Annotated in this window: 13 protein-coding genes; 9 read left to right on the forward strand and 4 right to left on the reverse strand. The window is 63.0% G+C overall.

Annotation, left to right across the window (positions count from 1 at the left end; translation table 11 throughout):
- The first annotated feature begins 1 nt into the window (after position 1).
- Genes lpxA through lpxB form a run of 3 tightly spaced genes read left to right on the forward strand, consistent with a single transcriptional unit; the run spans position 2 to position 2696 of the window.
- A complete protein-coding gene (gene lpxA / locus BVG79_RS04995) occupies positions 2-787 on the forward strand; it encodes an acyl-ACP--UDP-N-acetylglucosamine O-acyltransferase (protein WP_085785917.1) in 786 nt (261 codons plus the stop codon).
- Positions 784-1572 carry an LpxI family protein gene (locus tag BVG79_RS05000; protein WP_085785918.1) on the forward strand — a complete coding sequence of 263 codons (789 nt, stop codon included), beginning with the start codon at positions 784-786 and terminating at the stop codon, positions 1570-1572. The genes lpxA and BVG79_RS05000 overlap by 4 nt, the downstream gene beginning before the upstream one ends.
- Positions 1572-2696: a lipid-A-disaccharide synthase gene (gene lpxB, locus BVG79_RS05005; RefSeq protein ID WP_085785919.1), complete on the forward strand. Its 1125-nt coding sequence runs from the start codon at positions 1572-1574 to the stop codon at positions 2694-2696. The genes BVG79_RS05000 and lpxB overlap by 1 nt, the downstream gene beginning before the upstream one ends.
- On the opposite strand, the gene mnmA is transcribed toward lpxB, so the two are convergent.
- Complete coding sequence (gene mnmA, locus BVG79_RS05010; protein ID WP_085785920.1) at positions 2693-3832, reverse strand: tRNA 2-thiouridine(34) synthase MnmA; 1140 nt, start codon at positions 3830-3832, stop codon at positions 2693-2695. The genes lpxB and mnmA overlap by 4 nt on opposite strands.
- Positions 3833-3985: 153 nt before the next feature.
- Here mnmA and sciP point away from each other — a divergent pair, with 153 nt between their 5' ends.
- From sciP to BVG79_RS13830, 5 genes are all read left to right on the forward strand, one after another.
- Positions 3986-4264, forward strand: a complete 279-nt coding sequence (sciP, locus tag BVG79_RS05015; protein ID WP_085787257.1) for a CtrA inhibitor SciP — start codon at positions 3986-3988, stop codon at positions 4262-4264.
- Between the two features lie 93 nt (positions 4265-4357).
- A complete protein-coding gene (gene ctrA, locus BVG79_RS05020) occupies positions 4358-5074 on the forward strand; it encodes a response regulator transcription factor CtrA (RefSeq protein WP_085785921.1) in 717 nt (238 codons plus the stop codon).
- An 85-nt stretch (positions 5075-5159) separates the two neighbouring features.
- A complete protein-coding gene (gene ligA, locus BVG79_RS05025; protein WP_085785922.1) occupies positions 5160-7328 on the forward strand; it encodes an NAD-dependent DNA ligase LigA in 2169 nt (722 codons plus the stop codon).
- Positions 7321-9429, forward strand: coding sequence for an ATP-dependent DNA helicase RecG (recG, locus tag BVG79_RS05030; protein WP_085785923.1), 2109 nt, complete (start codon positions 7321-7323; stop codon positions 9427-9429). Before ligA ends, recG begins: the two co-directional genes overlap by 8 nt.
- Positions 9430-9537: 108 nt before the next feature.
- A complete protein-coding gene (locus BVG79_RS13830) occupies positions 9538-9660 on the forward strand; it encodes a hypothetical protein (protein ID WP_257789410.1) in 123 nt (40 codons plus the stop codon).
- Positions 9661-9788: 128 nt separating this feature from the next.
- Here the strand turns inward: BVG79_RS13830 and BVG79_RS05035 are convergent, their stop codons facing one another.
- On the reverse strand, positions 9789-10235 hold the full coding sequence (locus BVG79_RS05035) for an iron-sulfur cluster assembly scaffold protein (RefSeq protein WP_236951426.1): 447 nt from the start codon (positions 10233-10235) through the stop codon (positions 9789-9791).
- A 73-nt stretch (positions 10236-10308) separates the two neighbouring features.
- On the opposite strand from BVG79_RS05035, the gene hisI reads away from it, so the two are divergent.
- Positions 10309-10668, forward strand: coding sequence for a phosphoribosyl-AMP cyclohydrolase (gene hisI, locus BVG79_RS05040; protein ID WP_085785925.1), 360 nt, complete (start codon positions 10309-10311; stop codon positions 10666-10668).
- Here hisI and gluQRS read toward each other — a convergent pair.
- Both gluQRS and trmFO read right to left on the reverse strand, forming a co-directional pair.
- Entirely contained in the window at positions 10658-11500 is an 843-nt protein-coding gene (gluQRS, locus tag BVG79_RS05045) for a tRNA glutamyl-Q(34) synthetase GluQRS (protein ID WP_085785926.1), read from the reverse strand. The two genes, hisI and gluQRS, sit on opposite strands and share 11 nt — an antisense overlap.
- Positions 11482-12819, reverse strand: coding sequence for a methylenetetrahydrofolate--tRNA-(uracil(54)-C(5))-methyltransferase (FADH(2)-oxidizing) TrmFO (gene trmFO / locus BVG79_RS05050; protein ID WP_085785927.1), 1338 nt, complete (start codon positions 12817-12819; stop codon positions 11482-11484). The genes gluQRS and trmFO overlap by 19 nt, the downstream gene beginning before the upstream one ends.
- Between the last annotated feature and the right edge of the window lie 6 nt (positions 12820-12825).

A 12825-nucleotide genomic window follows, 5' to 3' on the forward strand; every position in this document is an offset into this window, starting at 1 on the left:
TATGACTGATATTCATCCCTCTGCCATCATCGAAGACGGCGCCGTTATCGGCGCAGGTTGCAAGATCGGCCCCTTTTGCCATGTCGGGCCCGAAGTTGTCTTGGCCGAGGGTGTGCATCTGCAAAGCCACGTCGTTGTGGCGGGCGACACGCATATCGGCGCTGATACAGTCGTGTTCCCGTTCGCGGTTCTGGGCGCGATCCCGCAAGATCTGAAATTTGCGGGCGAGAAGACCAGCCTGCGGATTGGCGCGCGTAACCGCATCCGCGAACATGTTACCATGAACACCGGCACGGCAGGCGGCCACGGCGTGACGCGCGTGGGTGACGACGGCCTGTTCATGGCTGGCTGTCACATCGCGCACGACTGCATCATCGGCGACCGCGTGGTTGTTGTGAACCAGTCGGCGGTTGCGGGGCACTGCCATGTCGAGGATGATGTGATCATCGGCGGCCTCAGCGGTATTCACCAGTGGGTGCGGATCGGGCAGGGCGCGATCATCGGCGCGCTGTCGATGGTGGCGCATGACGTGATCCCCCACGGTCTGGTTGCTGGCCAACGCGCGCAGCTCGAGGGTCTTAACCTTGTGGGGCTGAAGCGTCGCGGCACCGCGCGCGAAGATATTCACGCCCTGCGTCACGCGTTCGAGGCGCTGCGCCACGGCGACGGATCGTTCCACGACCGCGCCCGCGCCATCGGCGAAAGCAGCGACAGCGCCTATGTGCAGCAGATGGTTGCCTTCATCATGGGCGACAGCGATCGCCAATTTCTGACGCCCGCGCCATGATTGCGTTGATCGGCGGCACCGGCGCGTTGCCGCCGGCATTGGGCGCGGCGCTGCATGACGCGGGGCAGCCTTTCATGCTGTGCGAAGTGGCCGGTTTTCCCTTTGCTGGGATGGCTGATTTGCCGCGCCACACCTTTCGGATCGAACAGATCGGGACGCTACTGCAAGACTTGCGTGTCGCCGGTGTGACTACGGTGTGTTTCGCCGGCGCGATCCAGCGCCCCGTGTTCGACCGCAGCGCGATTGACGCGCCCAGCGCCCCGATTTTGGCCAAGCTGATCCCACAAGTGATGCAGGGCGACGACGCGCTGCTGCGGGCCGTGGTCGCGGTGTTCGAGGATGCCGGTTTTCAGGTGCGCGGCGCGCACGAGGTTGCGCCCGCGCTGCTGCCCGCTGCGGGCGTCTTGGGCGCAGCGCAGACCGCACCCGACGCACGTGATATTACGCGCGCGCGGCAGGTGCACGACGCGATGGCGGCTGCCGATCTGGGGCAGGGGCTGGTTGTGCGCCGCGGGCAGGTTCTGGCGGTAGAGGCGGGCCTTGGGACGGATTTCATGCTGACCTCATTGGCTGGTCTGGCCGATGGCGGGGTGTTCTACAAAGCGCCCAAGGCGGGGCAGGATTTGCGCGTCGATATGCCCGTGATCGGCCCCACGACCGTGGCCGAGGCGGCGGCGGCGGGCATCACGGCGATTGCGATTGCCGCAGGCGGCGTGTTGGTGCTCGATCACGCGGCGACGGTGGCGGCAGCGGAAGCCGCGGGCCTTAGCATATGGGTGATGTGATGCGGGTTTTTGTCATCGCTGGCGAGGTTTCTGGCGACATGCTGGGCGGCGCGGTGATGGCTGGCCTGCGAGAGCTGCGCCCCGATATCACCTTTGCCGGCGTCGGCGGCCCACAAATGCAGGCGCAAGGCCTGGTCAGTTTGTTCCCGATGAATGATCTGTCGGTGATGGGCGTGGCCGAGGTTTTGCCGAAATACTTCCACCTGAAGCGCCGCATTCGCGAGGCTGCCGATGCGGCTTTGGCGTTTCAGCCCGATATTTTGCTGACGATCGACAGCCCCGATTTTTGCTTGCGCGTCGCCAAAATCGTCCGCGCGGCCGACCCTGCGATCCGGACTGTGCATTATGTGGCGCCCTCGGTCTGGGCGTGGCGGCCTAAGCGCGCGGTGAAAATGGCGCGCGTTATCGATCAGGTTCTGGCGCTTTTGCCGTTCGAGCCGCCCTATATGACCGCCGTCGGCATGGAATGCGATTTTGTCGGCCACCCGATTTCGACCGTCGCGATTGCGGACGCGGATGAGGCTGCCGCCTATCGCGCGGGAATCGGGGCAGGGCCGATGGTGCTGGTTTTGCCCGGTTCGCGCCGCGGCGAGGTCGAGCGGCTGTCCGAACGGTTCGGCGCTGCGGTGGCGCTGTTTGCCAAAACCCACCCGGACGCCCGCTTCGTCTTGCCGGTTGCGCCACCTGTGGTTGATCTGGTGCGCGAAAAAGCGGCAGCTTGGCCGGTGCAGCCGCATCTGGTCTTTGATGCGGATGAGAAGGCGTTAGCGTTCCGCGCGGCAGACCTAGCCTTGGCCGCGTCAGGCACGGTGTCGCTGGAGTTGGCAGCCAACCAGACGCCGATGGTGATCGCCTATGACATGGGCTGGATCAGCCGTCGTTTGATTGGGGCACTGTTGCGGATTGATACTGTGACGCTGGTCAATTTGGTCAGCGAGACGCGGACAATTCCCGAATTTATCGGCGATGCCTGCCAGCCAGAACCGATTGCCGCTGCGATGGGGCAGGTGCTTGCCGACCCACAGGCGCAGCGCGACGCCATGGCGCTGACCATGCAGCGTCTGGGCCAAGGTGGCGAACCCCCGGGCCTTCGCGCTGCACGGGCGATACTGGCGCGCGCTTAACGCCCACGCCAGATCCAGCCGCCGCCCAAAACGCGGCTGCTTTCGGTTTCGTAAAAGACGCAAGCCTGACCGACCGACACACCTTCTTCGGCGTTCAGCAGCTCGATTTCGGCCTCGGTGGCCGATAGCGGACGCAGAATTGCTTCGGCCGGCGGGCGGGAGGAGCGGACGCGGACGCGGATTTGACGTTCGGTCTGGTCAATAAACGGACCGTCGCCCAGCCAGTTGACCTCGCGCACGGGAACGCGGCGCGTGGCCAGCGCCGATTTCGGGCCAACGATGACGCGGCGGTTGTCGACGTCCAGCCGCACGACATAGACAGGCTCGCCTAAACCGCCGACGCCCAGGCCGCGGCGCTGGCCGACGGTGTAGTGGATCACCCCCGGATGCTGGCCAAGCACAGTGCCGTTCATATCCACGATGTCGCCCGGTTGGGCCGCATCGGGGCGCAGCTTTTCGATGACTTTTGCATAATTGCCGTCGGGCACAAAGCAGATGTCTTGGCTGTCGGGTTTATCCGCAACGCCGAGGCCGAATTCGGCGGCCAGCGCGCGCGTCTCTGCCTTGGATTGCAGATGGCCCAGCGGAAAACGCAAGAACGCCAATTGTTCGGGCTTGGTCGAGAACAGGAAATAGCTTTGGTCGCGGTTCGCATCGGCGGCCGAATGCAGCTCGGGCCCATAAAGGCCCATTTTGCGTTGGATGTAATGGCCGGTCGCCATGCAGTCGGCATCCAGATCTTTTGCGGTTTCCAGCAAATCTTTGAACTTTACCCGCTCGTTACAGCGGATGCAGGGCACGGGCGTTGCGCCGGCCAGATAGCTGTCGGCGAATTCGTCGATCACCGCCTCGCGGAAGGTGTTTTCGTAGTCGAGGACGTAATGGGGAAAGCCCATTTCTTCGGCAACGCGGCGCGCGTCGTGAATATCGCGCCCCGCGCAGCACGCGCCCTTTTTCGCCAGCGCCGCGCCGTGGTCGTACAGCTGCAGCGTCACGCCCACGACATCATAACCCTCACGCTTAAGCTGTGCCGCAACGACAGAGCTATCGACGCCGCCGGACATGGCGACGACGACGCGGGTTTGCGCGACGGGCTTTGCAATTCCCAGCGAATTGAGCGCGGGATCAAGGGGCATGGCATTTGTCCTGAGTATGGTCGAGGCGCGAAGCACCCCAGATTTTGCGACAAAATATAGGAAAATGCGATGAATCCACAAGGGCGGGTTTCATTTGGCGTTAATTGCCACCCGCGATGAGGGATGCAGAACGGCTTTTGTTTGGGGAAAAGCATGTATTTGCATAAGGTTGATGGCCCGCGCATCGTCACTTTGCCGGATGGGTCAGTGATGTCGCGATCGGATTTGCCGCCCGCGAATACACGTCGCTGGGTGGCATCGCGCAAGGCTGCGGTGATTCATGCCATTAGGGGTGGCCTTTTGTCGCGCGATCAAGCGATGGAGCGCTACGCTTTGTCGCACGATGAGCTTGCCGAATGGGAAAATGCTGTAGATAGTCATGGTGTTGCAGCGCTGCGCGCTACGGCACTCAAAAAATATAGACACCCATAGGTTGTATTATTTTCATTTTTTGCGCGTTGTAGTAAGACTGGGTTAACCAATTCAAAGCTAGCGTCGCCTCATTGGAACAGGTGGAGAACTTCAATGCGCGTCCTTCTTGTGGAAGATGATCCGACGACTTCCCGCAGTATCGAAATGATGCTGACCCACGCGAACCTGAACGTCTACGCGACGGATTTGGGCGAGGAGGGGATCGATCTTGCCAAGTTATATGATTACGATCTGATTTTGTTGGATCTGAATTTGCCGGATATGACCGGCCACGATGTTTTGCGCCAATTGCGCCTTGCCCGCGTCGATACGCCGATTTTGATTTTGTCGGGCGCTGATGATACCGAAAACAAGCTGAAGGGTTTTGGTTTCGGTGCCGACGACTACATGACAAAGCCGTTTCAGCGCGAAGAACTGGTTGCTCGCATCCACGCCATCATTCGCCGTTCCAAGGGGCATGCGCAGTCCGTGATCCAAACCGGTCGCATTGCCGTGAATTTGGATACCAAGACAGTCGACGTCGAGGGATCTTCGGTGCATCTGACTGGTAAAGAATACCAGATGTTGGAACTGCTGAGCCTGCGCAAGGGCACCACGCTGACCAAAGAAATGTTCCTGAACCACCTGTATGGCGGCATGGACGAGCCCGAGCTGAAGATTATCGACGTCTTCATCTGCAAGTTGCGCAAGAAGCTGTCAGTGGCAACGGGTGGCGAGAATCACATCGAAACCGTTTGGGGCCGCGGATACGTGTTGCGTGACCCCGAAGCCCGCGCCATCCACCCCGAGCGCATGGCAATCGGCGCCTGACGTCAACTTTCGCTGTTCCACTGGACGGCGGCGGTTTCACCGGATTATCTGGGGCGGAACCGCTGCTTTGCCAAAGGAACGGACCATGACCCAGAATGATCCCTCGCTCCAGCGAGAAGCGCTGGAACTGCTTTCGCATCCTGTCGAGGGGGTGGAGGCTGGCTTGGCGCAAGCCGATTTGGCTGCCTTGGCCCGATTGCTGCAGGCGGCGAACGATGCATATTACCGCAATGACGACCCTGTTTTTGACGATGCGACCTATGATGCGCTAAAGCGCCACAATATCGCACTAGAGTCGGCATTTCCGGCGTTGAAACATGCCGATAGCGTCACCGAGCAGGTCGGGGCGGCGCCAGCCGACGGGTTTGCCAAGGTGCGGCACCGCCAGCGTATGTTAAGCTTGGAAAACGGCTTCACGACCGAGGATATTGTCGAATTCGACAAGCGCATCCGCCGCTTTTTGAATTTGCCGGACGAGGCCCCGCTGGCCTTCACTGCCGAACCCAAGATCGACGGGCTATCTCTGTCGCTGCGCTACGAGGGTGGCGTTCTGGTGCAAGCGGCGACGCGCGGCGATGGTGAAGTGGGTGAAAACGTCACCGCCAATGCGCGCACGATTGCTGATATCCCCCACCGCATCGCTGACGCCCCCGACGTTTTGGAGGTGCGCGGCGAGGTCTATATGTCCGACGCCGACTTCCAGCAGTTGAACGCGCGAATGGAAGCGCGCGGCAGCAAGCCGTTCGCCAATCCGCGTAACGCGGCTGCAGGCTCGCTACGGCAATTGGATTCCGAGGTGACGCGCAGCCGCCAGTTGCACTTCTTCGCCTATGCGTGGGGCGAGCTGAGCGCACCGCTGGCGGATACACAATCGGGCGCAGTTGCACGCTTGGCGCAGATGGGGTTCAGCACCAACCCATTGATGCGCCGCTGTCTGCATGTCGAAGAAATGATTGCCGTTTATGACGGGATCGCCGACCAACGTGCGACGCTGGGCTATGACATTGACGGGGTTGTTTACAAGGTCGACGATCTTGCGCTGCAAGAGCGGCTGGGCTTCCGCTCGACCACGCCGCGATGGGCGCTGGCGCATAAGTTTCCGGCCGAGCTGGCCTGGACCGAGCTGCTGGCCATCGACATTCAGGTCGGCCGCACCGGCGCGCTGTCGCCCGTGGCCAAGCTGCGGCCTGTCACGGTCGGCGGGGTCGTCGTGTCCTCGGCCACGTTGCACAACGCCGATTATATCGCCGCGCGCGGGCGCGATGGCCTGCCGATCCGCGATGGCAAAGATTTCCGCGTCGGCGATTGGGTCGAGGTGTACCGCGCGGGCGACGTGATCCCGAAGCTGCGCGACGTCGATCTGGCGCGCCGTCCGGCAGATTCCGCGCCTTTCGTCTTTCCTGACCACTGCCCCGAATGCGGGTCTTTGGTGGTGCGCGAGGACGGCGATGCCGTGCACCGCTGCACCGGCGGGCTGGCATGTCCCGCGCAAGTTGTTGAAAAACTTAAGCACTTCGTCAGTCGCGCGGCGTTCGATATTGAAGGTTTGGGCACCAAGCAGGTCGAGATGTTCTTTGCCGATCGTGACCTGCCCATTCGCGAGCCCGCCGATATTTTCACGCTGGCCGCACGCGATAGTGCAAACTTGGGCAAGCTGAAAAATCGCGATGGTTTCGGCGAGCGCAGCGCGACCAAGCTGTTCCAAGCGATCGAGGCGAAGCGCGAAATTCCGTTTCAGCGTGTGCTGTTTGCCCTCGGCATCCGGCATTTGGGCGAAAGCGGCGCGGCGCTAATCGCGACGCATTTCGGCAGTTGGGACGCGCTGGTCGATGCGATGGCGCGCGCGGAAATCGGCGCAGGTGCGGTGTGGGACGAATTGCTGTCGATTGACGGGGTCGGGGCCGTGCTGGCCACATCGCTGATTGCCGCGTTCCAAAATCCGGTTGAATCGGCGATTTTCCTGCGATTGGCGCAGCAGTTGCATATTCAGGACGCCGCGCCGCCGGTTGTGGGCGGCACGCCCGTTGCGGGGCTGATGATCGTGTTCACCGGCACACTGGAACGGATGACACGGGCCGAGGCGAAGGCAACAGCCGAGGCGCTGGGGGCTAAGGTTGCAGGCTCGGTCAGCGCCAAGACCGATCTGGTGGTGCTGGGGCCGGGGGCGGGCAGCAAGGCCAAGCAGGCCGCCGCATTGGGCATCCGCACGATGGACGAAGGGGCGTGGCTGGCGCTGATCGGCCGCGATGGCTGAGGCGCGCGACACCCGCACCACGGGCCGCCCCGAGGTGCTTTGGCCGCTATTCGCCGGGCTGGAAACGTTGGACGGCATCGGCCCGAAAACAGCCGCCGCCATGGCGCCTGCGACTGAAAAGGTGCGCGATCTGCTGTTCACGCTGCCGCAAGGCGGGATCGACCGGCAGATGCGCGGCGGCTTACGCGGCTTGGTGCTACCGATGGTCGTTACCTTGCAGGTGACTGTGCTGGCGCATCACACGCCCGCGGCTAAAGGCCGCCCGTATCGCGTAACGACCACCGATGGGACGGACACGCTGACGCTGGTCTTCTTTCACCCGCGCAGCGATTATTTGCAGCGCATCTTGCCGGTGGGGGCGCAGCGCGTGGTATCGGGCAAGACCGAGGCGTTCGATGCGGGCGCGCAGATGGTGCACCCCGATTACATTCTGGCCCTGGACGAGGCCGCCGACCTGCCCGCGTTTGAACCCGTCTACCCATTGCACGGCGGGATCAGCCAGCGCGTGACGGCCAAGGCGGTGCGTGCGGGGCTGCGGCTGGTGCCGCACCTGCCGGAATGGGCCGACAGCGGCTTGATCCAGCGCGAAGCCTGGCCCGATTGGGCCACTGCGCTGCACGAAGCCCACCACCCAACAGCCGCGACCGATTTGCAGCCCCAAGCCCCCGCGCGGCGCCGCTTGGCCTATGACGAGCTGTTCGCCCACCAGTTGACGCTGGCCTTGGCCCGCGCGCGGCGACGGCGGCAAGCGGGGCTGGCTGTCAGCGGTGACGGGCGGCTATGGAAGCGCGTTCTGGCCGCGTTGCCCTATGCCCCGACGGGCGCGCAGCAGCGTGCTTTGGGCGAGATCCGCGCCGACATGGCGCAGCCTTTGCGCATGAACAGGCTGCTGCAGGGCGACGTGGGGTCGGGCAAGACCTTGGTCGCGCTGGGCGCGATGCTGACGGCGGTTGAATCGGGCGGGCAGGCCGCGCTGATGGCCCCGACCGAAATTCTGGCACGCCAGCACTATCACGGCCTGTTGCCGCTGGCCGAGGCTGCGGGGGTGCGCATCGCCTTGCTGACGGGCCGCGACAAGGGCGCTGCGCGCAAGGCGCTGCTGCAAGACTTGGCGGCGGGGCAGGTTGACATCATCATCGGCACCCACGCGTTGTTTCAGGCCGACGTGCATTTCGCAGCCTTGCGGCTGGCGATTGTCGATGAACAGCACCGCTTTGGCGTGGCGCAGCGGATGGAACTGTCGGGCAAGGGCGTCGCCGATGTTTTGGTGATGACCGCGACGCCGATCCCGCGGTCGCTGGCCTTGGCGCAATACGGCGACATGGATGTGTCGGTTCTGGATGAAAAGCCACCAGGCCGCTTGCCAGTGCAGACGGTGCTGATCGACAATCGCCGGCTGGACGAGGTCGTAAGCCATATGCGCCGTGCGCTGGCCGAGGGGCGGCAGGCCTATTGGGTTTGCCCGCTGGTCGAGGAAAGCGAGGTCAGCGGCCTGACGGCTACCGAAGCGCGCTTTGCGCAGCTGCGCGCGCAATTGGGCGAGGGGGCGGTCGGCATGGTGCACGGCCAGATGCCCCCGGCCGATAAAGACAAGGCAATGGCCGACTTTGAGGCGGGCCGAACGCGCCTGCTGGTGGCGACGACGGTGATCGAGGTCGGGGTTAATGTGCCCAACGCCTCGATCATGGTGATCGAGCGCGCCGAGGCGTTCGGGCTGGCACAGTTGCACCAGCTGCGCGGGCGCGTCGGGCGCGGCAGCGCAAAGTCCACCTGTCTGCTACTTTACCAGGCTCCGATGACCGAAAGCGGACGGCGGCGGCTGGATATCATGCGCGAGACCGAAGACGGCTTCCGCATCGCCGAGGAAGACCTAGCCATTCGCGGCGCGGGCGACGTGATCGGCACGGCGCAATCCGGCCTGCCGCGCTTTCGAATCGCGGATCTGGAACGTCAGGCAGGGCTGATGCAAATCGCCCAAAGCGACGCGCGCGCGCTGCTGCACAGTGACCCCGACCTGACCAGCCCCCGCGGGCGCGCCGCCCGCACGCTGCTGTGGCTGATGGAGCAGGAGATTTCTTTCCGTCTGATTTCCGTAGGTTAAGGGGCGTTCCCTTTTTTTGTTCCTGCTGTTCTTAATTTGTTCTTTACTTAGCGGTAGCGATATGAGAACAAACTAGAAACAAAGTGCATCAGATCAAGGAGGACACCCATGGCCCAGCAAATCAAAACCGTTTTCATGCAATCCCCGCGCGCCTTTGTGGCTGATGCGCTGGGTGTCGTCAGCATTATCGTCATTCTTGTGGGCAGCCTTTATTTGCCTAACATGTTCTAGTTTTGTTCAATTCATCCGGTCTTGTTTCGGCTGCGTTCTGTGCTGCAGCGAAACACTGATCCTGCCGGATCAGGCCCATCTGTCCCAACCGGATCACCTGCCGCTGCCCGAAAGGGTGGCGGTTTTTTTTATGCCTTCGGGGTGATCTGCGCCAAGGCCGCAAGGGTCGCATCAAAGACCAGCAGCATCGCGCCATGGCGCTCGGGCAGGCTGGCTGCGGCGCGCAAAATTTCAAACGCGGGGGTGGGTGCTGCCGCGCCATCGCGCAGCATGGCGGCCATTTGGCCGCGAAGCGCGGCGACCTCGGTCGGTGTCAGCCCGATGACAATGTCGCCAAACAGGCTTGCAGCGGCTTGCCCAAGGGCGCAGGCCTTCACCTCTTGCGCAAAGGCGGTGACGCGCCCATCTGTGACATCCACCGTGACGGCGATCTGCGACCCGCAGACTGGCGCGCGCAGTTGCGCGCTGGCCATGGGGGCGGTCAGGCGGCCAAGGTGGGGGATGTCCGCCGCCGCGGTCAGCACGGCGGGCGAATAGATCTGCGACAGATCGGGCGATGAGACGGGCTGTGACATGCTTTGCGCTTTCGAAGCATTCATGCAATACCGACCCGCTAGCCCATCGCCGCCCAAAAGCCAAGGAGTCGCCATGCCCTTCGACCCATCACAGTTGACTTACAATGCCGACGGCCTGATCCCCGTGATCGCGCAAGAGAAAAGCACCGGCGAGGTGTTGATGCTGGCGTGGATGAACGCGGATGCCATCACCCGCACGCTGGAAACCGGCCACGTCACCTATTGGTCGCGCTCGCGCAACAGCTTTTGGGCCAAGGGCGCAACGTCGGGCCACGTGCAGCATTTGGTGGAATTGCGCTATGATTGCGATGGCGATGCGCTGCTGGCCATTGTCCATCAAGAGGGGCCGGCCTGCCACACCAACCGTCGCAGCTGCTTTTTCACCGCGATCCGCGATGGCGAGCAGGTCGAACTGATGAAGCCTATGGAATAGGGGCGAGCAGCGCCATCACTTGCGGCGCGGTCAGCCCCGCGTCGCGATAGCTGGCCACGGCGCGCGCATCGTCGCGCTTGGCCAGCCGCTTGCCATTGTCGTCGCGGATCAGGCGGTGATGAAAATACGCGGGCGTCGGCAGGTGCAGCACCTGCTGCAACAGCACATGGATGGCGGTGGCATCGAACAGGTCGGCGCCGCGCGTGACCAGCGTGATGCCTTGCGCCGCGTCATCGACCACGACCGACAGGTGGTAGGACGTGCCCATCCCGCGGCGGGCCAGAACGATATCGCCGATGCCGTCGATGTATTCTTGCGCTGTTGTGGTGACAGGGCGCCCTTGTTCGAAAAACGTGGTTTGCACGGCGGCGCGCGTCACATCCAGCCGCAGCGGGATGTCGTTCGGCATCTGCGCGGGTTTGGGTTTGTGGCGGCATGTGCCGGGGTAGACCAGCCCGTCCGGCCCCAGACGCGGCGCGCCTTCTTGCGGGGCAGAAGCGGCTGCCTCGATGTCGCGGCGGTTGCAGGTGCAGGGGTAGAGCAGCCCCATATCCCACAGGGTTTGCAGCGCAGCATGATAGGCGGCGGCGCGGTCGGACTGGCGCATCACCGCGCCATCCCACTGCAGGCCAAGCCAGCGCATATCATCGTAAATCGCGGCTTCCCACGCGGGCCGGGCGCGGCTTTGGTCGATGTCTTCGATCCGCAGCAGAAACGTGCCGTCGCTGTCGCGGGCCAGTTTGTGCGCGACGGCCGCTGCATAGGCATGACCCAGATGCAGCGGCCCCGTAGGCGATGGCGCAAAGCGCGTGATCAGGCCGTTGCCAGCCATGCCAGCCAGTCCGCCTTGGCACGATCGGTGTACGCTTTGTAGCGCGCGGCGCGGCCACGGCGGCCGCCTTTGGCGTCGATCGGGGGGAAGAGGCCGAAGTTCACGTTCATCGGCTGGAACGTCTTGGCATCGGCCCCGCCGGTGATGTGGTGCATCAGCGCGCCCATTGCGGTGGTGTTCGGCACCTCGGGCAGGCTGCGCCCCTGCATTTCGGCGATGGCCAACCGCGACGCCAGCAGCCCCATGGCCGAGGATTCAACATACCCCTCGACCCCGGTGATCTGGCCAGCGAAGCGGATATTCGGCCGCGATTTCAGGCGCATCTTATTGTCGAGCAGTGTGGGCGAGTTGATAAACGTGTTGCGGTGGATGCCGCCCAAGCGGGCAAAGCTGGCATCCTGCAAACCAGGAATCATTTTGAAAACATTGGTTTGCGCGCCATACTTCATTTTTGTCTGGAAGCCGACGATATTGTACAGCGTCCCAAGTGCATTGTCTTGGCGCAGCTGCACGACTGCGTAGGGCTTTTCAGTGGGGTTGTGCGCGTTCGTTAGGCCGACCGGCTTCATCGGGCCGTGGCGCAGGGTTTCGCGGCCGCGTTCGGCCATCACTTCGATCGGCAGGCAGCCGTCGAAATAGCCCGCAGTTTCGCCTTCGTGGAAAACGGTTTTATCAGCAACCATCAGCGCGTCGATAAAGGCTTCATAGTCTTCGCGCGTCATCGGGCAGTTGATGTAGGCGCGGCGCTCTTCCTCGGTCTCGCCTTTGTCGTAGCGCGACTGCTTCCACGCGACCGACATATCGATGCTGTCGGCATAGACGATGGGGGCGATAGCGTCGAAAAATGCCAAGCTGTCGGCGCCGGTTTCAGCGCGGATCGCCTCGGCCAGATTGCCTGATGTCAGCGGGCCGGTTGCAAAAATCCAGTGGCCTTGGTCGGGCAGTTCGGTGATTTCCTCGCCGCTGATTTGCACCAATGGGTGCGCGCGCAAACGGTCGGTGATATCTTGCGAGAAGGGATCGCGGTCGACCGCCAGTGCGCCGCCTGCGGGCAGGCGATGGCGCGCGGCGGTTTCCATGATCAGGCCGCCCGCCTGACGCATTTCCCAATGCAGCAGGCCGACGGCGTTTTGTTCGTCATCGTCCGAGCGGAACGAGTTGGAACAGACCATTTCGGCCAGATTGCCGGTGCGGTGTGCAAATGTGCCCACAACGGGGCGCATTTCGTGAATTACAACGGGAATACCCGCAGATGCGGCCTGCCAAGCGGCTTCCGAGCCGGCCATGCCGCCGCCAACAATGTGAAGAATCTTGTCCATGGCCCT

It is taken from the genome of Ketogulonicigenium robustum (assembly GCF_002117445.1).
Classification (GTDB): Bacteria; Pseudomonadota; Alphaproteobacteria; order Rhodobacterales; family Rhodobacteraceae; genus Ketogulonicigenium; species Ketogulonicigenium robustum.

Excerpts from the sequence above, each read along its gene's own strand:
- BVG79_RS05000 (WP_085785918.1), top strand. The coding sequence starts at position 784 with ATGATTGCGTTGATCGGCGGCACCGGCGCGTTGCCGCCGGCATTGGGC.
- ligA (WP_085785922.1), top strand. The coding sequence starts at position 5,160 with ATGACCCAGAATGATCCCTCGCTCCAGCGAGAAGCGCTGGAACTGCTT.
- BVG79_RS13830 (WP_257789410.1), top strand. The coding sequence starts at position 9,538 with ATGGCCCAGCAAATCAAAACCGTTTTCATGCAATCCCCGCGCGCCTTT.
- lpxB (WP_085785919.1), top strand. The coding sequence starts at position 1,572 with ATGCGGGTTTTTGTCATCGCTGGCGAGGTTTCTGGCGACATGCTGGGC.
- BVG79_RS05035 (WP_236951426.1), bottom strand. The coding sequence starts at position 10,235 with ATGTCACAGCCCGTCTCATCGCCCGATCTGTCGCAGATCTATTCGCCC.
- mnmA (WP_085785920.1), bottom strand. The coding sequence starts at position 3,832 with ATGCCCCTTGATCCCGCGCTCAATTCGCTGGGAATTGCAAAGCCCGTC.
- sciP (WP_085787257.1), top strand. The coding sequence starts at position 3,986 with ATGTATTTGCATAAGGTTGATGGCCCGCGCATCGTCACTTTGCCGGAT.
- trmFO (WP_085785927.1), bottom strand. The coding sequence starts at position 12,819 with ATGGACAAGATTCTTCACATTGTTGGCGGCGGCATGGCCGGCTCGGAA.
- recG (WP_085785923.1), top strand. The coding sequence starts at position 7,321 with ATGGCTGAGGCGCGCGACACCCGCACCACGGGCCGCCCCGAGGTGCTT.
- gluQRS (WP_085785926.1), bottom strand. The coding sequence starts at position 11,500 with ATGGCTGGCAACGGCCTGATCACGCGCTTTGCGCCATCGCCTACGGGG.
- ctrA (WP_085785921.1), top strand. The coding sequence starts at position 4,358 with ATGCGCGTCCTTCTTGTGGAAGATGATCCGACGACTTCCCGCAGTATC.
- hisI (WP_085785925.1), top strand. The coding sequence starts at position 10,309 with ATGCCCTTCGACCCATCACAGTTGACTTACAATGCCGACGGCCTGATC.
- lpxA (WP_085785917.1), top strand. The coding sequence starts at position 2 with ATGACTGATATTCATCCCTCTGCCATCATCGAAGACGGCGCCGTTATC.